Here is a 22,135-nt window from a genome sequence, read left to right on the forward strand (position 1 = left end):
TGCCAGTTAATTCGGCCATCATTTAGAAAATTGCGAACAGTCCGCGTTGTAAAATCGACAGCCGGTTGAGCGCGATACAGTGACTTGCGGGCAAAAATAGTAGTAATCAGCCATTTAATTAATTTCAACGGACTGACTAAACTGTGTCGTTTGAAGTTGATTTGATGAATAATTTCACCTAGACCAATCTGCTTGAAAAAGGTCTTAATTAACAATTGGGACTCGTTATTCTCCTGAGAATGCTTTATACTGTTCATAGCGTAAGAACTCCTTTACTTTGGTGTGAACAGTTAAAGTATAACGCAGGAGCTTCTTGCGTTTTTTCTATTTTTATAACAAGGAAGCCAGGGATAGCGGTGATTAGCCGTTATTCCTGGCTTTCAAGTTTCAGTACTTAATTTAAATTCAAGTTATTGAATTTACTAAACCCAATAAAACTAAGCATATAGCCAAAAGGCTGTGTGCTTTTCTTTTTGGGCAGCACCCGTTAGACTCGAAAGCAGTTGTTCTGCGTTGGTAGCATCCTCGAATCACACGTGGTTTAGGTACGTGCTAAGCTGTAGTTAACAATATAGGAATGCCAATCCTGATGTTTCACATATATCGAAAGAGTGGCTGGAAGTCCAGAAAATGCGACGGACAACCCTATTTATCAATGCGATTTTTTCGTGTTTTCGCGATGTTTTGTTGAAAATTTAGTACAGCAATCGAACAAATCAAACACTGATGATAATGGGGGCAAGGGCTGGATGAGCTTAATATGTCTGAGTTGTTATTGTTGATGAGTTCATTAATAACGATTAGTGGATTGATTAACAATAATAACTAGTGTTACGATGTTGCATCATTGCATTTTTGCCACAGATAGGCGAAGTGTAATGATGATGCTACGCAGTTACTTTGTGGGGGTTAAGGTGACGTAGGCTCTTTTTAATCTGGTTTGTTATACTATTTGTATATACAAATTATGGAGGGGAATAATTATGAATAAGACTGAATTAGTACTGTTTCGTTGTGATCATCAATTTAAAAAACGTTTAGATGAGTTAGTTGCTAAGTCGGGTAAAACAAAATCAGAATTTATCAGAGAGTGTATTCAGCAGGGTGATGAAATTGTGTTTAAGCAGAAATTAGCTCAAATTAATATCAGGCCAGCTAATAAAAATGATATGGATGGTGCATTCAGTAATTTAACACATGCGTTGGGAAAAGTGATAAGAGTGGATGAAGTTCCTGAGGAATTGGTAGTTAGGTTAGAAGATTTGATTTTGGATTTTCAGTCAATCAGGTTAAAGGAAGCCAAGAAATAGCTTTTGTATATACAAAAATGTATTGATATATAGCCATTTGCGTGTATATACAAAAAATGACGATGTTTGAAGCTATAATGCGTAATTACATGCATTACAAAAAAGATTAATGAATTATTGCTACTTTTTTGTATATACACTTAGTTGCCTTTATACCAGCGTTTATTTGTATATACATTTTAAGAAATTAGATTTAATTGTGAGATGATCGATACCTAGTCTGTTGTATAAAGAATGTTTTGAAGTTTTCTTTCTATTCAATATTAAGGTAACATAACTCTTTAAAAAAGACCTTATTAAGTTGATTTATAACTTAAGTTGTGGTTTAATCACTTTAATTAATAAAGGTAATTAATAATTAAGATAATAAAAAACTAACCAAGAAATTCTTCCACAATGATTACTTGAAGGAGTTTTTTATTATGCATAAATCAAAGCGTTCTAAATCAACAGAAATATATAAGAAACGTAAAGCCGCAATAAAAAAAGGTGACTTAGTAAAAGTAACTAAGTATGGTAAATTTACTGAAATTATGTTTGCTAAGCATACTCCACCTAAAGGTAAGGTTAACATTAGGCATGAACATGGTTCCTTAGTCAATGGTAGGACGCATAAAGAGATTACTGTAAAGCATTCTGAAAACCGTAGTGACTTGTTGATGAGCCTTAAGCGTTCATTAAAAAAACTAAGTCATTTGATAGCATGTAATTTTAGCGGTAGGAAAGATGAAAAATTCATTACACTAACCTATTCAGTACCTTATCAGCTTGACCCAAATGGTGCTAAAAAAGATTGGCAACGGTTATACCAAAATTTTCGTAACAATTATCCAAACGCAAAATATATTGCAATTTTTGAACCTCAAGGTACCCTTTATCCCAAGGATGAAAAAATGGTACCAAATTGGCATATTCATCTTTTGATCAAAGGCATAAAAGGCGACATTTCACCTAAGTTGAAAAAATGGTGGCGTTCACGTGGCCTTGTTAAAATTAAGCCAATTTCTGAAATAAAAACGAATAATTTAGGTATTTACTTTACAAGTTATTCAAAAAACTTAAACCCAAAGTTTATTAATGACGTAACCCGTAAAGTAATTCGAGAAAAGGATGCAAGTATCTTAGATGACGACGATAAGGACATTGCTAAGGGTGCTCGTTTACTTTTTTATCCTCCGCATTTTCGAATTTATGTTGCTTCTCAAAATTTGAAACAACCACAAGTTAGTTATGTGCGATTCGATGAGTTGGATACTTCTAAACTAGGGGAATTAGTATCAGAGTCTACAATCGATATTAAAGATACTCAGACTGGCAAGATTATGAATTCATATGGCTACCTTAACTTTCGCCAAAAATAATATACGAATTGAAAATAGATTATTATATTATTCTTTCTTGTAGAGCGTTAAGACAAACAGAAAAAGGAGTTATTGCTCAGTTATCCCCATAACCACTCAGTTGTCTTAGAAAGGATATATTCCTCATGACTAATGATATCAATTTTTGAACTGGAATCAAGGATCCTTACTTAATTACCTACACTGTTATTCCCGACGTAACTTCCAATATCACTGGTTATCCAATCAAGATGTCGTCGAACGGCTGCTCGATTTCTCTCCAGATCTAAGGGCTGCCTACGAATACTATCAAGACTTAATAGCTACGATTAGTGACCGCAGTCAGACTTTGTTAGATCAGCTAATTAAGCGGAATAATCTACCAAACGTTATGAGACGAGTTAAGCGAACCCTCGCCAAGCACCGCCAGGAGATTATTGCCAGCTTTTACACCCGACTAACCACCGGTCCGATCGAAGGTACCAACAATAAAATTAAAGTCATCAAGCGAACTGCATATGGCTATCGCAACTTCTTCCATTTTCGGATTAGGATTCTTATTTCGTTGAAGACTTCTAATCTCGTGATTCGTGAATTATCAAAAAAGAGAACTAGACCAAAAGCCAAAGTAGCTTAGTCTAGTTCTCCAAAATCTCTTCATCCTTACCGAGTGACAAAGAGCCATTTTTTTATTATTGTGATTCTTGATTGCGCTATAATATTTTGTGAGGTGAAAGAGATGGCTGACAAAGTTGTTGCGCGTCCGCTAATTACGATTGCAAATATTATTTGGAGTTTTAATCCCCTGACCCATTTACCACAAGTCCTGCTGGTCAAACGGGCTTATCCGCCATTTGAGGGCCACTGGGCTTTACCAGAAACCCTATTGCGGCGGGATGAAAGTGCTGACGCTGCCTGTATCCGCCTGATTAAGGATAAAATTGGTGTTCGTCTATCAAACAGTGCTACCGAACAGTTGGCAACCTTCACCGATCCCGACCGGGTAAGCGGTGAGCGGGCCTTGGCGATTGCCTACATGACTTTCTTACCGACAATGCCGCAACTGAGGGCCGGGTACGGAGCAACCGAAGTCGGGTGGTTTAGTCTTAACTTTGACCACGGGAAGTTTATCTTGCAAAATGGTGACTTAGTTTTGAGTTTGGCTACAGGGTCGGCGCTAGCATTTGACCACCACCAAATTATTAATACGGCCATTGTACGAATTAAAAATAAACTGGACTACCAGCCAACCATTTTACAGATCTTAGGACCGACTTTTACCCTTCGGCAAGCCCGCGAAGTTTATGCTACTTTCCGCCAAACAACGGTCGATCAAATTGATAATTCTAATTTTAAAAAGACCCACCAAAAACTGTTTAAGGAAGTTGGTACCGCCGCAACAAAGCGGTCAGGCCGGCCACCAAAGTTATTTAAACTGGTACTACCTTACGTCTAAAAATAAAAGTGCTACAATTAGTTATAATAGAAGTTCAATATACTTTTATTTTTTGCAGTAGTTAAAGTATTTTTTACCTAAATTTGTTAGGAGTTGTTTAATAATGAAGCATGAATTATTAACCGACCTGTATGAGTTTTCAATGGCCAACGGTTATTATCAAACGCTTCCCCACGATAAGCAGGCGCGCTTCGACGTCTTTTACCGTAAGGCGCCCGATGATGGCAGTTTTGTGATTAGTGCTGGATTGATGCAAGTAATTGATGAAGTTAAGAACTGGCACTTTTCAACTGATGACATTGCTTATCTGCGGTCCCTTAACCACTTTAGTGACGACTTTCTCTTTTACCTGACGGCAGCTCACAACCGCTGCTCAATTAAGGCAATCCCAGAAGGCACGCCAGTCTTCCCACAGGAACCAATCCTTAGTATTAGTGGCCCACTAATTGATGTCCAACTTCTCGAAACCCTGATCTTAAACATCATTAACCACCAATCATTGATTGCAACGAAGGCATGGCAGATCACCAGCGTTACTGGCGGACGTCCAGTAATGGAATTTGGTGCACGACGGGCGCAGGGGCCTGATGCCGCAATATATGGTGCGCGGGCTGCCATTATTGGTGGGTGCAGTAGTACCTCCAATGTGCTAGCTGCCAAGCTGTTTAACCTTCCGGCGGCGGGGACGATGGCCCACGCCTGGATTGAAAGCTTTCCTGATGAATTAACGGCCTTTCGTGCCTGGGCCAAAATTTACCCTGACAATGCTGCCCTGTTAGTTGATACCTACGATGTGGTTAACTCTGGGGTACCGAACGCAATTAAAGTCTTTAAGGAATTGCGGGCAGCTGGCCACGAACCGGTTGGTATCCGCATCGATTCTGGTGATATTGCCCAGTTGGCAATCAAGGCCCGGAAGATGATGGACGAGGCTGGTTTTACCAACGCTAAGATTACTGCTTCAAACGCCCTTGATGCCCACATTGTTAAGTCATTGCTTGATGAAGGGGCACCACTGGATAACTTTGGGATCGGTGATCGACTAATTACCAGTTCATCAAGTCCAGTATTAAGCGGTGTTTATAAAATGTCGGCACTAGAAAATGATGGCAAATGGGTGCCAAAGATCAAGATTAGTAATAGTCGCGAAAAGATTACGCTCCCTGGGAATAAGCAGGTTTACCGGCTCTACGATAAGCATGATCCCCAACACGCTGTTGCCGATGTAATTGCCCTGGCTGACGAGCAGATTGGAACCGAAATTGCGGCAATCAATGCTGACGTTCACGTCACCCGGAATAAAGTGATTTTAACCGACTTCATTGCTAAGCCACTGCTTAAGCAAGTTTTGACACTGGAAAAAGCGACGCCAATTGAAACCGACACTTTTGCCATCCAGCATTTTGCGCAGACCGAATTAGCACAGCTGCCGGCGGCTACTAAGCGGTTGCTTAATCCGGACCGCTTCCCGGTTTATTTAACCAAGCGGTTAGCTGACTTGCAACAAAAGCTGGTTGATGAGGCACAAAAATAAGGAGTTAGCAATGACTAAAGCATTATTAATTATGGTTGAGAATTTTTTGCTTTAACTCATCGCTCAGCTTAGTTTTCCGACCACATCGTGATCGCTTGTATTCGGCATCTGTTTGTGCTAATTCAGCCTGATAAGGTTGACATCGAGATAATTCATAAGAAATTGTTGACGGTGATCGGTTCAGCCGAACGCCCATTTGGATATTGGACAGCCCTAGTTCACAAAAGGTTTCGATTTTAATTCGTTCGGAATAGGTTATACTAGACAAAAGATCAGCTCCTAAAAGATGGGTTTGTGGTAAACACCATTTTAAAGGAAGCTGATCTTTTTTGTCCGAACAGCGTTCGGATTAATTTTACAATCTACCTTATTTAAAAAATGGTGTATTTTTGGTGTACACACACCAAGATTACTAACTTTTTACAAGCTAGTAACTAAATTTGTCTAAATTCACAGTGTCGTCGAAAAGCCGTCACATCAGGCTTTTAGACTACTTTTTCTTATTCTTCTTACCCTTTTTGCTATCCTTAGTTTCCTTTTCCGGACGCATCGTTGGGAAATAAAGAACATACCTATCTTCACAATTAAGTAAGGATAATATACAGAACCTGTAAAGATAATTATATTATTACTTATAGCTAAAATATGTAATTTTAAAACAATGGCGTGCCAATGTAATAACAAAAAAGGTACTACGCAAGCTCAAATTACGTAGTACCTTTTGCGGTATTATCTATTGATGTTTTTGGTAGACTTTTGGTAGACAACTTGCAATAAACTACCAATTCTACCAAATTTGCCCCTCTACAAATGCCGTTATCTTAGGCTTCCCTCTTCATGTTGTCCTATAACATCACTCGTACTCAATCGTCGAAGGCGGCTTACTCGTAACGTCGTAGAGAATCCGGTTGACGTGATCGACTTCATTGACGATCCGGACCGAAATCTTTTGCAGGACGTCCCATGGAATCTTCGCAAAGTCCGCCGTCATCCCGTCGATCGAAGTGACTGCCCGGATGGCGACCGCGTAGTCGTAGGTCCGACCGTCACCCATCACGCCGACGGAACGGATACCCGGCAGGACGGTGAAGTATTGCCAGATCTTCTCGTCCAGGCCGGCCTTCTTGATTTCATCACGAAGGATGGCGTCGGATTCACGGACGATCTCCAGCTTGTCCGGCGTGATTTCACCGATCACCCGGATCCCTAGACCAGGACCTGGGAATGGTTGCCGCCAAACCAGTTCGTGCGGGATACCGAGCTTTTCGCCCAGTTCACGGGTTTCATCCTTGAAGAGCTTGCGCAGCGGTTCGATCAGCTTAAAGCCGAGCTTTTTCGGCAGGCCCCCGACGTTATGGTGGGACTTAATCGTTTGTGCGGTGTCGGTCCCGGATTCAATCACGTCGGTGTAGAGGGTTCCCTGTGCCAGGAAGTCGGCATCTGGAATCTTCTTGGCTTCCTCATTGAAGACCTCGATGAATTCCTTCCCGATAATCTTCCGCTTTTGTTCGGGATCAGTCACGCCCTTGAGCTTGCCAAGGAAACGGTCCGCGGCGTCAACCTTGATGATGTTGACACCAAGGTCGCGGTTCAGGGCGTTCATGACAGAGTCGGCCTCGTTCTTCCGCAACAGACCGTGGTCAACGAAGATGCAGGTCAGCTGGTCGCCAATTGCCTTGTGAATCAGCACGGCAGTAACGCTGGAGTCCACCCCACCGGAAAGGCCGAGAATGACCTTCTTGTCACCGACCTCTTCGCGAATGTGGTCGATCTGCAGGTCGATGAAGTCGTCCATCGTCCAGTTATCCTTGGCACCACAAACGTCAAAGGCGAAGCGCCGCAGGATGTCGAGCCCGTATTCGGAGTTGCGAACTTCGGCGTGGAACTGAATCCCGTAGAACTTCCGCTCGTCGTCAGCGATGGATGAAATTGGGCAGTTCTTGCTCGTTGCCGTGACCTTGAAGCCGTCCGGGGCCTTAGTGACCAGGTCACCGTGACTCATCCAGACGAATTGCTTCTTCGGCAGACCCTTGAAGAGGACCGCATCGTCATCCGTCACCTCGATGTCCGCACGACCGTATTCGGAGTTTTCGGCCTTTTCAACCTTGCCGCCCAGGTCATAGGACATCAGCTGCATCCCGTAACAAATACCTAAAATTGGAATTCCCAACTTGAAAATTGCTGGGTCAACCTTGAATGCATCTGGATCATACACACTGTTCGGGCCGCCGGAGAAGACGATCCCCTTGAGGTTCTTGATCTTCTTGATCTCTTCCGCGGTGATCTTATGGGAGAGAAGTTCGGAATACACCCCAAAATCACGCAGCCGCCGGGTAATCAGTTGGTTGTACTGGCTACCAAAATCAAGCACGATGATCTTGTCAAATGCATCTAAATTGACGTTTGCCACAATGCCACTTCCTTTGATTGAAATTTTATTCTCAGATGATAGTTTACAAGCTAAAAGACGGACGGTCAACCATCAGGCGGGATTAAATGTTACGTTTTCCTTGACCACTTAAAAAGCGACTCCTCGTGGTGGAGGAGTCGCCTAAAAGGAATTGTGAATAAATGCGTGGATTCGACACCTATTTTGCTAGGGCCGAACTTAATAGCTCGAGTTCTTTGGTCGCCGCCTGTTCGTCGAGCGCGGTCAGTTCTTCTTTGATTTTCATCTAATCTCCTCCTTTCATAATTTATGGAGTCACTTCGGGATTGTTCGGCAATCGCGCCATCACAGCGATTGCTGGTTGTAAGCCAGGACCTGGGCCCCTTCTGCGGTCACCCGCATTTCCATAAAGGCGCCATTGCGGAGACTTTCAAACTGCTCACCGGGAGCACCGTAAACACTGGCGATATATTGGATGATTGATCCGTGGCTGGCCACCACCACGGTGCTCTGGTCGGGAAGCCCCTGGAGAAAGGCCACGATCTCTTTGACCCGGGCATTGAGCTGCTGACTGCCTTCTGCCAGGTGGGCCGGATCTGCTTCCCGCAGCAGGTCGCGGGTTTTGGCAGCACCGAATTCGGTGACTAAATCGCCAATCCGGCGAAAACGCTGACCACCGAGGTAGCTTGCCCAGATTGCCCCCTCTTCATTGCTGTGGCCCTCGAACGATCCGTAAAAGGTTTCCCGAAAAATCTTCTTTTGAATTGGTGCGCCAATCTGAGTGTTCGGACACTGCTTGATCAGAATCCGGGCCGTGTCCACCGCGCGCTTTAAGTCGCTAGAAAAGAGGTAGTCAATTTCGAGCGGCGCAAGGACCCGGCCGATCTTGGCAGCGTCCTCCTCACCCTTTTTTGTCAATGGGGTATCTGACCAGCCCTGGAGACGGGCGAAGCGATTAAAGTATGTTTCGCCGTGCCTGACAAAGTAAACCGTAGTTGCCATTTTTCGCTTCTCCCTATACCGTCACCAGGCTCGGGGTCCCTAGCCAAGCAATCATTTCCTTCATCTTGGCCGTAATGGCTTCGGTCCCCGGCAGCAGTAATTTCCGCGGATCGTAACCCTTAGCGGCCGTGTCCAAGTCGCACTGCTCCTCAATGTAGCGGCGGGTCGCCTCCTGAAAGGCCAGCTGGAATTCGGTGTTGATGTTGACCTTGGCGATTCCCATTGAAATTGCCTTTTGGACCTGGTCCCGCGGAATCCCCGACCCGCCGTGAAGGACGAGCGGAATATCAATGGCCGCCGCAATCTCACGCAGGCGGTCGAAATTCAGGCCGGGCCAGTCTGCCGGATAAATCCCGTGGATATTGCCAATTCCGCAAGCCAGCTTGTCAACGCCCATTTCGGCAAAGGTCACCGCGTCTTCGACCTCCGCCAGTTCGCCACTGGCGTTGTCCTGATTTTCACCGATCTTGCCGATCTCCGCCTCCACCGAAATTCCACGACTGTGAGCCGCCTGGACAACCTCCTGCGTCCGCGCGATGTTTTCCGCCAGCGGCAGCTTGTGCCCGTCAAACATCACGGAGGAAAAGCCCAGATCGATGCATTCCATCGCCGCTTCAAAATCCCCGTGGTCAAGGTGGAGAATCACCGGCACCTGAATGTCCATGGCGTCCATCTGGTCAGCTACCATGTCACGAACGAACTTATAACCACCCATGTACTTGGCCGCTCCCATCGAGACCTGCACCAGAACCGGCGTGTTGGTCTCGGCCGCACCCCGCAAAATTGCCCGGGTCCATTCGAGGTTGTTGATGTTGTATGCTCCAACTGCGTAGTGATTCTGCCGTGCGTCTTTAAAAATTTCGTTTCCGTTATCAAAGTATGCCATTGTTCTTTTTTCTCCTTGTTAAATTGCTGCTAGTTTTTGCCGCTTAGCCGTCTGGAAGCAGTTAACCATCTGTAAGAAGCTCTGGATATCCAGGCTGGCCCGGCCAATCAAGGCCCCGTCCACGTTCGGCTGGCTGACGATTCCGTAAATATTTTGGGGAGTGACGCTACCGCCGTAGAGGATTCGAACCTCATCCGCCACTTTCTTACCGAAATGATCGGCAATTGACTGACGAATCTGCCAGCAGGTCGTCTCCGCCACCTTAGGACTTGCGGCTTGCTTAGCTCCGACTGCGAAGCGTGGTTCGTAGGAAATGATGATCCGCCGCATCTGCTTAGGTGAAAGTCCTTGCAAAATGCTGGTCAGCTGATGGAAGAAGTAGTGTTGTTCGCCATCGATCGTCACCTGAATTTTCTCCTCATCGGTACAGATGATCGGGGTGACGCCAAATTGGAGGGCGGTTGCCACCTTCTTGCCAATTTCCTCATTGGATTCGTGGAAGAGCAGTCGCCGTTCCAGGTGCCCCAAAAGGACGTGGGACACACCAGCGTCAGCGAGACTCTCGATACTGATCTCACCGGTCTGGGCGCCCGCCGGCTGGCTGCCCGCGTTCTGAGCAATGATCCGCAGCGGCGAGTCACCGATGGCCGCCCGCATGCTATAAAGGGACAGCGCCTGGGCAGCAATACCGACATCTTCGCCTAGCGGCACCGCGTTTTGCATTGCCTTGGCAAATTCGACCGATTCTTGAACATTTTTATTCATTTTCCAGTTTGCAATAATAAATGGTTTTCTCATTTTGGTTGCTCCTTTGCATTCTTTTCTGAGCACCGCTTTGTTGTTTAATTGAGCATGCCTAATTTCTTAAGTGCTATTTTCTTAGCTGTCAAGGTTAATTTTGGCAGAAATTTCTGTGCAACCGTTCGCCATGTTGATCGTCCGGGAATGGTTTTTAGTAAATTTTACTGTTTTTACTAATTTTAGTATCCAAATTGCTAGCCCAAATTAGGAATCAATTCCAAATTTGCCCACTAGTCCAATTGCTGTTAAGATTAATTTTAATCATTATTAATTAGTGGAGTATCAAAGATGTTTGCACAAATTTCGCAACTAGACCAATTAGAAAAATATACAGATCCACGGCTGATCAAAGTCATCATTGGCGTTCACCGTTCCGGCAAGACAGTTTTACTACAGCAATTCAAGGATCGTTTGCGCCGGCGGGGAGTCAGTAATCAGCAGTTTCAATTCATCCGTTTTAGTCGGCTTGAACACCAGCTGCTAGCCAACTGGCCGGATCTATGGCGTTCAATTGACAGCCGACTGGTGGCTGGTAAGCCCAATTATCTCTTTCTCGACGAATTTGATTATTTACCAGAGATCATTCCCTTCCTGCAGCAGCTTTTAAGACAAGAACAGGTTAATGTCTTCATTACCGCAGCAAGTCAATCATTCTTAAAACGCTTAGCTCCTTTGCAGGAACGGTGTGTGACAATCTCGATCCTCCCGCTGGGCTTTGCCGAATTTTGCCAATACCGAAACCTCCCGGCCAGCCGTCATAGTCTCTACCAATACCTCAACCGCGGTGGCTTCCCCTTCGCTCAGGAAGTCCATGGCGCACTGGAGTTGGCAAATTACCTCGACGAAGTAGTCAACACCGCCATCGTCAGCGGCTTCAGTCGACCGGGAACCCTCTGCAATCCTTTCCTTACCAAGCAATTGGCTGTCTTTCTTGCCGGCCAGGTCGGCCAAGCGGTCAACGTCAGCCAAGCGGTCGCCGGGCTCAAGCGTGCCGGCATCCCCGCCTCCAATAAGACGCTGGCAACCTACCTTGGCTTTCTCCAGGACGTCTTTCTCTTTTACCCCTGCTACGAACTCAATCCGGCCACTAATCGCACCAAGCCAACTAACGTCAAGTACTACCCGGTCGACCCGGGCCTCCGCAACCTTTGGACAAATCAAAAAGGAGTGCTTTCCCAAACGAACTTGGAAGCACTCCTCTTCATCGAACTGATTCGCCGCGGCTATCAGGTGTCCACCGGCAAGCGGTGGACCTTCATTGCCGAGCGCAATTCAGAACGATCCTATATTCAATTTGTTTACTCCTTGCGCAACCAACAGGCCTACGATCAGGCTGTTGCCGGACTAGCGGCACTGCCGGCCACGGCCAAGCGTTCTCTGATCGTCATGCAAGCACCGGAGATCTTCGAATTCAATCCAGCCATTCAACCAATTTCCCTGCTCGATTGGCTAGTCCATCCCGAATCGGCCTAGTCGCGCCGCAAGAAGATCCGGTCAATCACATGATCCGTGGTCTTGTGCAAGATGACATTTGCTCGGCTCTTCGTCGGCAGAATAAAGTCCTCCAGGTTAGGGAGGTCAACTTTTTGCCAGACTTCGCGTGCCTTCTGAAAGGCCTCATTGCGGTCCCCCTGAGAATACGGGTAGTAGTAGTTCGACGGGTCGGTGAAAGCCGTGTCGAGCAGCATTCCGAATCGTTGCAGATACCAGTGTTCGATCAGGTCTGGATCGGCGTCGACATAGAGTGAAAGGTCAAAGTAGTCGCTGACGTAGATTCGCTGGTTAGTCGGCAGCTGAAGGGTATTGATCCCCTCGACGATCAGGATATCGGGCTCGTCGATCAGTTGCGGTTTATCAAGCTGAACATCATAGACCTGGTGAGAGTAGGTTGGCACCTTTAGCTTGGGTTCCCCCGCCTTGACGTCGTTGAGGAACTTCAAGAGCTTTTCCATGTCGTAGGATTCCGGGAAGCCCTTGCGATCCATGATTCCTCGCCGCTTTAGCTCCGCGTTCGGGTAGAGGAACCCATCCGTGGTCATCAGCTCGACCCGCTTATCTGGCAGCAGCTTATTGAGCAAAATGCTCAGCAGCCGGGCAATCGTGCTCTTGCCAACCGCTACTGGACCCGCGATTCCAATGATATACGGCACCCGGTGAATCGGTTGGCGAAGAAAGTTGGCCTTTTGCATTTGCCACTCCAGGAAGTTTTGATAACGCAGCTGGATCAGCTTAATCAACGGCAAGTGCACGTCTTGGACATCCTGAATCGAGATGCGGTCGTTAAGCGACTTAATATCTTCCAGATTGTCCTGCGTCAACCGGACCCGGTCGGTTGGGAAAAAGCTATGCCAAGTCTGCCGATCAAATTGTTCGTAATTCATCCATTCATCCATCGTCTCTAAATACCCCAATATGAAAACGTTTCCTCAATCATACCACAAAAAAAGCCGCCAACCCGCTGATATTGCTTGTTAGTTGGCTCACGAATGTTAGTCTACCGGACCAGTCAAAGATCTGCAACCAAAAAAATGGCTTAGCGCCCACACAAGCTAAGCCATTTTTTCGTTATTCTAGAGCCGTTTGGCCGACAATTTTCTGTTCCTCAGTGCCGCCAATCTTGGCCTTGTTTAATAGTAATGATGAGGTGACAACGGAAACGGAGCTGAAGGCCATCGCCAGGGCGGCAAATTCTGGACTGAGCTGAAGGCCGAAGCCGACGAAGAGGCCGGCTGCAATTGGCACCCCGATCAGATTGTAGATCAGGGCCCAGAAAAGGTTCAGTTTGATCCGGTTGAAGGTCTTCTTGCTGATATCAATCGCCCTGACCACCCCGCGCAGGTCGTTTTGGACCAGGACGATGCTTCCGGATTCGATGGCAATGTCGGTTCCGGAACCCATGGCAATCCCGACGTCGGCGGTCGTCAGTGCCGGGGCATCGTTGATCCCGTCACCAACGAAGGCCACCTTGCCCTCTTGCTGAAGGGCCTTGACGTGGTCGGCCTTTTCGTTCGGCAGGACGTTGGCAATGACCCGATCAATGCCGACTTCCTTGGCGATCGCCCGGGCGACCCGGTCGTTGTCCCCCGTCAGCATGACCGTCTGGAGACCCCGGGCCTTCAGCTCAGCGATTGCCTGGGCGGACGTCGGCTTGGGTGCATCCTGGATGGCGATCAGCCCGATGACCCGCTTGGCCAGGCCAACCAAGATAACCGTCTTGGCCGCGTCCTGCAGAGCAGTCAATTGCTGCTTCATGGTGGGTTCAATCTGGTAATCCTCCACCAGCTTTTCGTTGCCGACAAAGGCCGGCTGACCATCAATGGTAGCCTGGACGCCCTTACCCTCGATGGCGCGGAAGTCTTCAACCGGCTCTGGCGCGATCCCCGAAGCGGCGGCATACTCCATGACCGCCTTGGCCAGCGGGTGCTCGGAGGAGCTCTCCAGGCTGGCCGCCGCCTGGAGAACCAGGGACTCGTCACCGACCAGATCGGTTACCCGCGGCTTACCCATGGTCACCGTCCCGGTCTTGTCGAAGACCACCGTCTTAACGTCATCAATCGTTTCCAGGGCCTGGCCGTCCTTGATTAGGACACCCATCTTTGCGGCCCGGCCGGTGCCAACCATCAAAGCGGTCGGCGTGGCTAGCCCGAGGGCACACGGGCAGGCGATCACGATGACCGCGACAGCGAAGAGCATCGCCTGGACGGCTGTGGCACCCAGGAAGCTGTACCAGATTACGAAGGTGATGATCGCAATCGACAGCACCGTCGGGACAAAGATCTTGGAAATCTTGTCGGTCAGATTCTGGATCGGCGCGTGGCTGGTCTGGGCCTTCTTCACCATCTCAACGATCTGTGAAAGCATGGTGTCCTTGCCGACCTTGGTGGCACGAAACTGGATGGCCCCGTCGCCGTTGATGGTCGAACCGACGACGCTATCGCCGGCCTTCTTAGTCACCGGCATGCTCTCACCGGTGATCATCGACTCGTCAACGGTGGTCTTCCCGGTCGTGATCATCCCGTCAACCGGCACCTTTTCCCCGGGCTTAACCTGGATGATGTCGCCAACCTCGACCTGGTCCAGCGGCACGGCGACGAACTTTCCGTCCCGCAGCACGCTGGCACTCTTTACCTGGAGGTCCAGCAATTTCTTCAGTGCGTTGGAGGCGTTGTTGTGCATCCGCTCCTCCATCGTGTCGCCAAGCAGGACGAAGACGGCAATGAAGGCCGCACTCTCGAAGTAGACCGCCCGGCCGGTGATCATGGCGAAGAGACTGTAGAAGTAGGCGATCCCCGTCCCGATTGCCACCAGGGTGTTCATATTGGCATTGTGGCGCTTAAAGGCGGCCCATGCGCTGGTCCAGTACGGCACGGCCGCCACCAGCATGATTAGAGTGGTGGCGATCAGAGCAATCCAGGTGTAGCCCGGCATCATCCAGTGAAAGGGCATTGCCAGCATTTGAATCAGCATCGGGATCACCAGGACAAAGGAGATCCAGAAGCGTTGAATGCTCGTCAGATGCTTCATTGCGGCGACCCCCTTTCCTTACTTCACGATGACTTTGCCGTGGAACATGTCCATCCCGCAGGCAAAATTGTATTCGGTCGCCTTGTCAGTTGGAATGTCGACCGTTGTGACTGGCTGCTTGGTCAGGTCCGCATTAACCCCCAGTTTGTCAAAGACGACGTGGGAGAGACAGGCCGTCGAGTCCTTCATGTCAAAGTGGACCTTGGCTGGAACCCCCTTCTTCAAAACAACGGTCGACGGGCTGTAGCCGCCCTTGACCACGATCGTTGCCTCCTGATCCTGACCGTTGACGGTCGCGTCCCCGGCAGCTTCGGTATGCTTGCCGAAGAACCACCAGAACAAAGCTACGATCAAGATCACTCCGATAATTAACACTAATAGCTGTGACATAATAATTGCTTCCTTTCGTTTACATCTGTAATTTATATTCTAACTATAAGACTTGAGTTTACATTTGTCAACATAAACGGATAAAAAAGCGGCCAGCAAGTCATCTCTTGCTGGCCGCCTCACCTGGTTCCTACGGCTTCGGGAACTTCAGGCTTGAGTAGTTCTTCAATTCCGGCGCATCGGTCGTGTAATCGTCGAAGGTACTCTGGTTGTTGTTTTCGGTCTTCACGCTCGTCTTTTTCTTCTTCTGCGCGTTCTTCAGGTTCTTCAGGCTCTTCTTAAGGTTATAAGTGTAGTCCTTCTTGTTAACCTTCTTGAAGCCCTTCAGCTTGTAGAACCGCAGCAGGTCGCCGTTGACCACCTTATCAGACAAGCCGAGGTCGGTCGTGACGTACTTTTGGATCTTGCTGAATTCCTTCTTCTGCTTGGCCGTTGCGTGCTTGATCTGCTTTCCGGTCTTGGTGTAGTAGTAATCACCGTTGGACTTGGTGTACTTCGGCGTTACCCAGTCGCCATCCCGGAACGGCACGATCTGGTTACGCTTGGTCGACAGCAGGTCCTGACCAAACTGGATGTAGTTCTTGGACGAGATGCCCAGCAGGTCCTCCAGTGTCGGCAGCACGTCGATCTCACCACCGTACGTGTGGTTAATGCCCCCCTTGAGGCCCGGCGCATTGATCATGAACGGTACCTTCTGGAACATCGCCAGATCGTAGTTGGTGATCTTCTTCTTGTGCAGGATTTGGGCAATCGCCGGCTGGTGGTTGTTGGAAATCCCGTAGTGGTCCCCGTAGAGAATCAGGACACTGTTCTGACGCAGGCCGGACTTGTCCAGGTAGTCCAGGAACTCACCCAGGGATTCATCCAGGTAGCGGGCCGTCTGGACATACGGATCGACGGTCTTGTCGCCGGTCTTCCAGGCGCTGATGTCCTTGTTCTTCTTGTCCAGAATGTACGGGTAGTGGTTGGTAACCGTGATCAGCTTAGCATAGAACGGCTGTGGCAGCTGCTCGATGTAGTGAGCCGATTCCTTCAGGAAAATCTTATCCTTCATCCCGTAGCCAGCGTCATAGTCCTTGGTCTTCGGGTAGAATTCCTTACTAAAGAAGTACTGGTAACCGAAGGACTTGTAGGCGTTGTCCCGATTCCAGAAACTCGGCACATCCCCGTGGAAGGAGGCCGTCGTGTAGCCGAGCTTTTGGTGGAGCAGAGCAGGCGCGGACTGGAAGGTGTTGGTCGTCCCGTCCGTCACCATCGCCGACCCTTCAGGCAGACCGAAGAGCGAGTTTTCCAGCATCAGTTCGGCATCGGCGGTCTTCCCCTGACCAACCTGGTGGAAGAAGTTGTCGAAGGCAATCGTGTTGCTGGAATGGTAGATGCTGTCCAGGTTTGGCATGACCTCTTCGCCGTCCTGCTTGTAGTCAATCATGAACTGCTGCAGACTCTCCAGGTGGATGACGAAGATGTTCTTCCCCTTGGCCACGCCCTGGTACTGGATGTTTGGCCCGGCGTAGTTGTGGTGAATGAAGTTCAGCACCGGCTTGAGTTCATTCTGGTTGGCCCGGGCCTTAACGACGCTATTGTGGGTCGTCTTGACCCCGTCGTAGATCGTGTAGGCCTCGATCCCCAGGTACTTAACGATGTAGTTGTTGTCAAAGGTCCGCGTCAGCAATTGCGACCGGTCCGTCTCGGCCATCCCCAGGTTCGCGCCGAAGAGGACGAAGCCGAGCATGGTGATCGTCATCGCGTAACGGATCTTGAAGTAGCGCATGTCCACCCGAATGAAGTGGAACAATAGGATCAGGGCGAGGATGATCACGTCCGCGTAGACTAAAAAGTCCTCGGGCCGAATGATCCCCATCAGGCTCTTGCCCAGGTTGTTTGAAGCCGCCCCGGAGCCCTTGATCACGTTGAAGGTGATGAAGTCCGAAAATTCCCGGTAGTAGAGAATGTTGGAAAAGATCCAGGTCGACAGGAGAAAGTTCACGATCAGCATCAGCCAATACGAGAGCCGTCCCCTAAAGTACAGCGCAATCCCTAGGAAGACTAAGGCCCCCGGAATTGTATTAAACGCCAGCAGGAAGTGTTGCATGCTTCCCTTGACACCAAGGTTGAACTCATTTTGATACGCCCAGTAACTCTTGATGCAGAATAAGAGCACGACGAGCAGGAAGAACCCAATCTTGGTGTTTAAGCCGCGTCGTAACTTCTGCAACGCTGTTTTCATGTTCGTTCCTCCAGAAAAAAATATCAATACTTACAATAATACAATATTACCACCGCATGCAATCACAAAAGTTTTAATTTTCAAAAAAGTTTAGAAATTCCCGGGAAGGCGCTCCAGGCCCTTACCAATCGCGGGTGAACATGATAAGATGTTACGGTTCAAAGAGAGAGAAAGGGGTAATTATGTCGATTAATAAGAAACAAGCAAACCTGATGCTGCTGGCCGTCGCCATCCTCTGGGGCAGCAGCTACGTTTTCGCTAAACTGACCGTCCAGGCCGGGATGCACTCCGGCCTGATTAACGCCTGCCGGGGCACAATGTGTGTCATCGCCGGCTACCTGCTATTTTTCAAGAAAATCAACAAGATCAACCGCAAGGACATCAAGCTCGGGCTGCTGATGGGCACCATCAATTTTCTCGGCTACTACCTGCAGACCGACGCCCTCCGCTACACCACGCCGGCCAAGAACGCCTTTTTGACCACCCTCTACATTGCGGTGGCTCCGCTGATTCTCTGGCTTGTCTGGCACGAGCGGCCCCAGCGTAAGACTTACTTTGCCATCACCCTGGCGATCATCGGCATGGCGATCATCACCAACGTCACCAGCGGAGGCCTGCACTTCCAGTACGGGGATCTGCTGACCTTGGTCTCGACGATCTTTTGGGCCCTGCAGCTGATCTACTTCGGCAAGTACGCACCCCAGGTATCCAGCCCCTGGGTGGTCATCTTCATGATCGGCCTCTGCCAGGGTGTCTACGGCTGGATCACCGTCCTGCTAACCGAGCGGTCCACCCTGGGGCAGGTCCACTGGCTCCAGGCCCTGGTCCCACTGGCGATCCTGGCGATCGGGGTCACCTTCCTGGCCCAGGGGATGCAGATCACGGCCCAGGCCTACACCGACGCCACCTCGGCCGGTCTGATCCTGATGCTGGAATCCTTCTTTGCCAGCGTCTTTTCGGTCATCCTCGGCTACGACCCGCTGACACCGCGGCTGGTCGTCGGTGGCATCATCCTGCTCTTGGCCAATGCCATCATGCAGGTCGACCTACGGCAGCTACCGTTCTTTAAGAAAAAGAGTGCATAGCAAAAGCCCATCAGCCTTGATTCGCTGATGGGCTTTTAATCATTCTTCAATCAATTCGTATTCATCCTGTGGCACGCCCGTCAGCAGCGGCGTCGGCTGACCGATCGCCGTCAGGGTCAGTGCATGCATTGCCCGGGAACAGATCGTGTAGAGCAATTGCCGCTCGTCGTCGTCCTGGTACTGGGTCGCGTTCGCGTTCCAAACGATTACCGCATCGAATTCCAGGCCCTTGGCGAGGAAGGACGGCACGATGATGACCCCATTGACCAGTCGCTGGTTCTCAGTCCGGATCAGGGTCGTCTTGACGTTGCGTTTGGTCAGCTCCTGGTAGAGGCGCTCGCTGTCCTCCAGGGTCTTGCCGATGATGGCAACCGCGTCGTGCTCCTGCTGGTACTTTTCAAGAACCCGCACCACCGCGTCGACGCTGTGATCGATGTCCGGGCTGACGATCACTTGCGGCCGCTCGCCGTTACGATCGAAGGCCCGGATCTCCTCGCCGTCCAGCAGGAGGTGCTTGGTGAAGTCGGTGATCTGCTTGGTCGACCGGTAAGACTCGGTCAGCTGGACCACCTTGGTCTTCTCCGGATCGAACATCGTCCCCAGCTGGTGAAGCAGGGTGTGACTGTTTTCGTGGGTGAAGATCGCCTGGTTCAGGTCACCTAATAGCGTGTATTTGGCCCGCGGGAAACGGTACTTGAGGTAGGCCAGCTGGTAGGCATCATAGTCCTGGACCTCGTCGACGAAGACGTAGCGAATGCTGCGATCGCCGTGCCGCCCCGTGATCAGGTCGTAGAGATAAAGGTAGATCGTGATGTTGCTGGCGCTGATCTTGCCGTGGCGGAGGTCTTCCTTGAAGCGGTTGACGTATTCCTGCCACTGAGCATCAGTCAGGTCGTAGTCCGCCAGATTGATCAGTTTGGGGGTCACCCGCAGGAAGTGGAGCAGCTGGCCGTTGATGTTGATCCAATTGTTGTGGTTGATCGCCCGCTTGATGGGTTCGAAGGCCCGCATCACGATCTTGCGCGCCAGGAAACGGAACTCCTGGTCCTCGCTGTCGAATTCGCGCGGCTCGTTGCCAAAGAGGTTATCGATCTCCTCCTTGCTCAGGGACTGGACGCGTTGTTCGACCCACTTGCTGCGCATTTCGGTGCTGACCCGGTGGTTGAGGTACTTGATCAGCGCCTCCTTGGTCCCGTCGAGGCGGTTGCCCAGGTTGTAGTTGTTGTTAAAGGAATAGTAGATCTCCTTGATCTTGTCCTTGGCAATGAAGACCTTGCTGTTGAACATGATGTTGCGAAAACGCATGTCGGCGTGGCCGAGGTGCTTAGCATAGCGGCCCGTCTCCTTAAAGTAGCGCAGGCTGGTCAGCAGGCGCTGGATGTTGCGAGACTGTTTTGTCTGGCCGGCCGCGAACCGCTGGGCCAGCGTCTGGACGTGGAGACGCGGGACCCGCTGGTTGACGAACTGGAAGTAGGTCATCTGGACCATGTTATGTTCCCCCAGCTCCGGCAGCACCTGGTCAATGTAGTCGTTAAAGAGCTGGTTGGGCGAGAAGAGAACTACCTGGGACGAGGAGAGGTTGCCCCGGTAGCGGTAGAGCAGCCAGGCGACCCGCTGCAGGACCGCGGCCGTTTTTCCGGAGCCCGCCGCCCCCTGGACAAAGAGCAGGTCACTCTTAGTGTCCCGGATAATTTGGTTTTGGGTCCGCTGGATGGTCGTGACGATGCTCTTCATCTTCGTGCTGGAGTGGTTGCCCAACGCTGACAGTAACATCTGATCGCCGACCTGCTCGTCGGTGTCAAAGATCGTCACGATGGTCCCGTCCTTGATCTGGAACTGGCGCTTGAGGGTCATGTTGACCTCCTGGGTGCCGACCGGGGTCGCATAACTGACCTTGCCCAGTTTGCCCTCGTAGTAAACGGAGGAGATGGGGGCCCGCCAGTCATAGATCAGAAAGTGGTCGGGGCGGTCGCTGAAGGAGGACAGGCCGATGTAGACGGTCTCGGGCTTCTCAGCGCCCTTCTCCTGGAAGTCAATTCGGGCAAAGTAAGGCTGTTTCTCCAAGCGCTGCAGGGTCGCCAGGTGCTCGGAAGAATGCTGCCAGCTATTCTGCCGTTCGTCGAGCATCTGCTGCTGGGCCCGAAACGACAGCGCGGTGTCCATCATCCCCGAATAGGTGGTGGTGTTGAGGTGGATATCGTTGATCTGCTCATTGATGCCCCTGATGTCGCGCTTGGCCGTGCTGATCTTCTCATTGGCCTTAGCTTCGGCCTTCTTGATCTCATCAAGCACGTGATCAAGGTGTGCCTGCTCGTACTTTCTTACTGAATCTTCAACCACATCGATCTTCCTTTCCAAAGCGGTCAGCGCCGCCGAATAGTTTAACTATTATAGCATTATCGCCCGCTTGACCGCTAATATTTGCCCTAATTGCCGGGCCGATTATAAGGATTGGTTAATTTCACCCAAATCATTAGACACTTTCTTTTCATTAGGCCTACAATGAAATTAATAACATTTTTGAAAGGAGACTGTTTATGGCCCATTTCTTCTACATTCTCACACACATTGCAGAAGTTTTAATTCCCATGTTCCAATGGCTCGGGCCGTGGTCTTACCTGATCCTCTTCACCCTGGTCTTCATGGAAACGGGGCTAGTGATCTTTCCCTGGCTGCCAGGGGGATCACTCGTTTTTTTAACCAGTTCTTTTATTGCCGTCAAGCCGGTTCTGAAAATGGAAATCATCATCCCGGTCTTCTTCTTTGCGGCCTTCATCGGTGACACCGTCAACTACTTCATTGGCCGCGGTCTCTCCCACTGGCCATGGCTAAAGCGCCAGCTCGAGGGCCCACGGTTAATTGAGGCCGGCCAATTCCTGGACCGCTACGGTTTCTGGGCAGTCGCTTTTGGCCGCTTCGTCCCCTTCATCCGCTCCTTTATTCCCCTGATCTCTGGCATCATGGGCTACCCCTTCCACCGCTTCACCGTCGCCAACATGATCGGCGTGGCCTCCTGGGTGGCCCTGGGCGCGGGGTGTGGCTACTACCTCGGCTCGATCCCGTTCGTCCGGAAGCACTTCTCGCTGTTGATCCTTGGCTTCGTCCTCATCGGCGCGGCGATCGGCGGGATCACCTTCGGAATCAGACAGCTGCGTAAGAAAATCATTCGGCGAAACCGGATGCTCTAGTTG

At 49.8% G+C, this 22,135-nt stretch carries 17 protein-coding genes and 2 pseudogenes; 8 read left to right on the forward strand and 11 right to left on the reverse strand.

What is annotated here, in order from left to right:
* Window positions 1-257, reverse strand: a pseudogene (locus OCT58_RS02215) (IS4 family transposase); the annotation flags it as partial.
* Window positions 258-983: 726 nt separating this feature from the next.
* On the opposite strand from OCT58_RS02215, the gene OCT58_RS02220 reads away from it, so the two are divergent.
* From OCT58_RS02220 to OCT58_RS02235, 5 genes are all read left to right on the forward strand, one after another.
* A complete protein-coding gene (locus OCT58_RS02220) occupies window positions 984-1,310 on the forward strand; it encodes a ribbon-helix-helix protein, CopG family (RefSeq protein WP_267201208.1) in 327 nt (108 codons plus the stop codon).
* 422 nt (window positions 1,311-1,732) lie between these two features.
* The gene (locus OCT58_RS02225) at window positions 1,733-2,671 is read left to right on the forward strand and encodes a rolling circle replication-associated protein (protein WP_267201209.1); all 939 of its coding nucleotides are present in this window, start codon (window positions 1,733-1,735) and stop codon (window positions 2,669-2,671) included.
* Window positions 2,672-2,816: 145 nt separating this feature from the next.
* Entirely contained in the window at window positions 2,817-3,287 is a 471-nt protein-coding gene (locus tag OCT58_RS10455; RefSeq protein WP_368669244.1) for a transposase, read from the forward strand.
* Window positions 3,288-3,389: 102 nt separating this feature from the next.
* A complete protein-coding gene (locus tag OCT58_RS02230; RefSeq protein ID WP_267201210.1) occupies window positions 3,390-4,106 on the forward strand; it encodes an NUDIX hydrolase in 717 nt (238 codons plus the stop codon).
* A gap of 103 nt (window positions 4,107-4,209) precedes the next feature.
* The gene (locus OCT58_RS02235) at window positions 4,210-5,640 is read left to right on the forward strand and encodes a nicotinate phosphoribosyltransferase (protein ID WP_267201211.1); all 1,431 of its coding nucleotides are present in this window, start codon (window positions 4,210-4,212) and stop codon (window positions 5,638-5,640) included.
* A gap of 31 nt (window positions 5,641-5,671) precedes the next feature.
* Here OCT58_RS02235 and OCT58_RS02240 read toward each other — a convergent pair.
* From OCT58_RS02240 to tpiA, 5 genes and pseudogenes are all read right to left on the reverse strand, one after another.
* Window positions 5,672-5,908, reverse strand: a pseudogene (locus tag OCT58_RS02240) (helix-turn-helix domain-containing protein); the annotation flags it as partial.
* Window positions 5,909-6,493: 585 nt separating this feature from the next.
* The gene (guaA, locus tag OCT58_RS02245) at window positions 6,494-8,050 is read right to left on the reverse strand and encodes a glutamine-hydrolyzing GMP synthase (protein WP_267201213.1); all 1,557 of its coding nucleotides are present in this window, start codon (window positions 8,048-8,050) and stop codon (window positions 6,494-6,496) included.
* A 324-nt stretch (window positions 8,051-8,374) separates the two neighbouring features.
* Entirely contained in the window at window positions 8,375-9,031 is a 657-nt protein-coding gene (locus OCT58_RS02250; RefSeq protein WP_267201214.1) for a histidine phosphatase family protein, read from the reverse strand.
* A gap of 13 nt (window positions 9,032-9,044) precedes the next feature.
* Complete coding sequence (fba, locus tag OCT58_RS02255) at window positions 9,045-9,917, reverse strand: class II fructose-1,6-bisphosphate aldolase (protein ID WP_267201215.1); 873 nt, start codon at window positions 9,915-9,917, stop codon at window positions 9,045-9,047.
* A gap of 18 nt (window positions 9,918-9,935) precedes the next feature.
* Window positions 9,936-10,715 carry a triose-phosphate isomerase gene (gene tpiA, locus OCT58_RS02260; RefSeq protein ID WP_267201216.1) on the reverse strand — a complete coding sequence of 260 codons (780 nt, stop codon included), beginning with the start codon at window positions 10,713-10,715 and terminating at the stop codon, window positions 9,936-9,938.
* Window positions 10,716-11,006: 291 nt separating this feature from the next.
* Here tpiA and OCT58_RS02265 point away from each other — a divergent pair, with 291 nt between their 5' ends.
* The gene (locus OCT58_RS02265; protein WP_267201217.1) at window positions 11,007-12,191 is read left to right on the forward strand and encodes an ATP-binding protein; all 1,185 of its coding nucleotides are present in this window, start codon (window positions 11,007-11,009) and stop codon (window positions 12,189-12,191) included.
* Here the strand turns inward: OCT58_RS02265 and coaA are convergent.
* The 4 genes from coaA to OCT58_RS02285 form a co-directional block, all read right to left on the reverse strand.
* Entirely contained in the window at window positions 12,188-13,111 is a 924-nt protein-coding gene (gene coaA / locus OCT58_RS02270) for a type I pantothenate kinase (RefSeq protein ID WP_267201218.1), read from the reverse strand. The genes OCT58_RS02265 and coaA overlap by 4 nt on opposite strands.
* 172 nt (window positions 13,112-13,283) lie before the next feature.
* The gene (locus tag OCT58_RS02275) at window positions 13,284-15,242 is read right to left on the reverse strand and encodes a copper-translocating P-type ATPase (protein ID WP_267201219.1); all 1,959 of its coding nucleotides are present in this window, start codon (window positions 15,240-15,242) and stop codon (window positions 13,284-13,286) included.
* An 18-nt stretch (window positions 15,243-15,260) separates the two neighbouring features.
* Entirely contained in the window at window positions 15,261-15,632 is a 372-nt protein-coding gene (locus tag OCT58_RS02280) for a cupredoxin domain-containing protein (RefSeq protein ID WP_305069062.1), read from the reverse strand.
* 130 nt (window positions 15,633-15,762) lie between these two features.
* A complete protein-coding gene (locus OCT58_RS02285) occupies window positions 15,763-17,859 on the reverse strand; it encodes an LTA synthase family protein (protein WP_267201220.1) in 2,097 nt (698 codons plus the stop codon).
* A gap of 212 nt (window positions 17,860-18,071) precedes the next feature.
* Here OCT58_RS02285 and OCT58_RS02290 point away from each other — a divergent pair, with 212 nt between their 5' ends.
* Window positions 18,072-18,944 (forward strand): DMT family transporter, encoded by an 873-nt coding sequence (locus OCT58_RS02290; protein WP_267201275.1) that lies wholly within the window; start codon window positions 18,072-18,074, stop codon window positions 18,942-18,944.
* Between the two features lie 39 nt (window positions 18,945-18,983).
* Here the strand turns inward: OCT58_RS02290 and helD are convergent, their stop codons facing one another.
* Complete coding sequence (helD, locus tag OCT58_RS02295) at window positions 18,984-21,284, reverse strand: RNA polymerase recycling motor HelD (protein ID WP_267201221.1); 2,301 nt, start codon at window positions 21,282-21,284, stop codon at window positions 18,984-18,986.
* Between the two features lie 197 nt (window positions 21,285-21,481).
* Here helD and OCT58_RS02300 point away from each other — a divergent pair, with 197 nt between their 5' ends.
* Window positions 21,482-22,132 (forward strand): DedA family protein, encoded by a 651-nt coding sequence (locus OCT58_RS02300; RefSeq protein ID WP_267201222.1) that lies wholly within the window; start codon window positions 21,482-21,484, stop codon window positions 22,130-22,132.
* Window positions 22,133-22,135: the final 3 nt, after the last annotated feature.

The organism is Limosilactobacillus kribbianus (genome assembly GCF_026413145.1).
In the GTDB taxonomy this organism is placed as follows: domain Bacteria; phylum Bacillota; class Bacilli; order Lactobacillales; family Lactobacillaceae; genus Limosilactobacillus; species Limosilactobacillus kribbianus.

Excerpts from the sequence above, each read along its gene's own strand:
- OCT58_RS02220 (WP_267201208.1), top strand. The coding sequence starts at position 984 with ATGAATAAGACTGAATTAGTACTGTTTCGTTGTGATCATCAATTTAAA.
- OCT58_RS02225 (WP_267201209.1), top strand. The coding sequence starts at position 1,733 with ATGCATAAATCAAAGCGTTCTAAATCAACAGAAATATATAAGAAACGT.
- OCT58_RS02230 (WP_267201210.1), top strand. The coding sequence starts at position 3,390 with ATGGCTGACAAAGTTGTTGCGCGTCCGCTAATTACGATTGCAAATATT.
- OCT58_RS02235 (WP_267201211.1), top strand. The coding sequence starts at position 4,210 with ATGAAGCATGAATTATTAACCGACCTGTATGAGTTTTCAATGGCCAAC.
- OCT58_RS02250 (WP_267201214.1), bottom strand. The coding sequence starts at position 9,031 with ATGGCAACTACGGTTTACTTTGTCAGGCACGGCGAAACATACTTTAAT.
- fba (WP_267201215.1), bottom strand. The coding sequence starts at position 9,917 with ATGGCATACTTTGATAACGGAAACGAAATTTTTAAAGACGCACGGCAG.
- tpiA (WP_267201216.1), bottom strand. The coding sequence starts at position 10,715 with ATGAGAAAACCATTTATTATTGCAAACTGGAAAATGAATAAAAATGTT.
- OCT58_RS02265 (WP_267201217.1), top strand. The coding sequence starts at position 11,007 with ATGTTTGCACAAATTTCGCAACTAGACCAATTAGAAAAATATACAGAT.
- coaA (WP_267201218.1), bottom strand. The coding sequence starts at position 13,111 with ATGGATGAATGGATGAATTACGAACAATTTGATCGGCAGACTTGGCAT.
- OCT58_RS02275 (WP_267201219.1), bottom strand. The coding sequence starts at position 15,242 with ATGAAGCATCTGACGAGCATTCAACGCTTCTGGATCTCCTTTGTCCTG.
- OCT58_RS02280 (WP_305069062.1), bottom strand. The coding sequence starts at position 15,632 with ATGTCACAGCTATTAGTGTTAATTATCGGAGTGATCTTGATCGTAGCT.
- OCT58_RS02285 (WP_267201220.1), bottom strand. The coding sequence starts at position 17,859 with ATGAAAACAGCGTTGCAGAAGTTACGACGCGGCTTAAACACCAAGATT.
- OCT58_RS02290 (WP_267201275.1), top strand. The coding sequence starts at position 18,072 with ATGCTGCTGGCCGTCGCCATCCTCTGGGGCAGCAGCTACGTTTTCGCT.
- OCT58_RS02300 (WP_267201222.1), top strand. The coding sequence starts at position 21,482 with ATGGCCCATTTCTTCTACATTCTCACACACATTGCAGAAGTTTTAATT.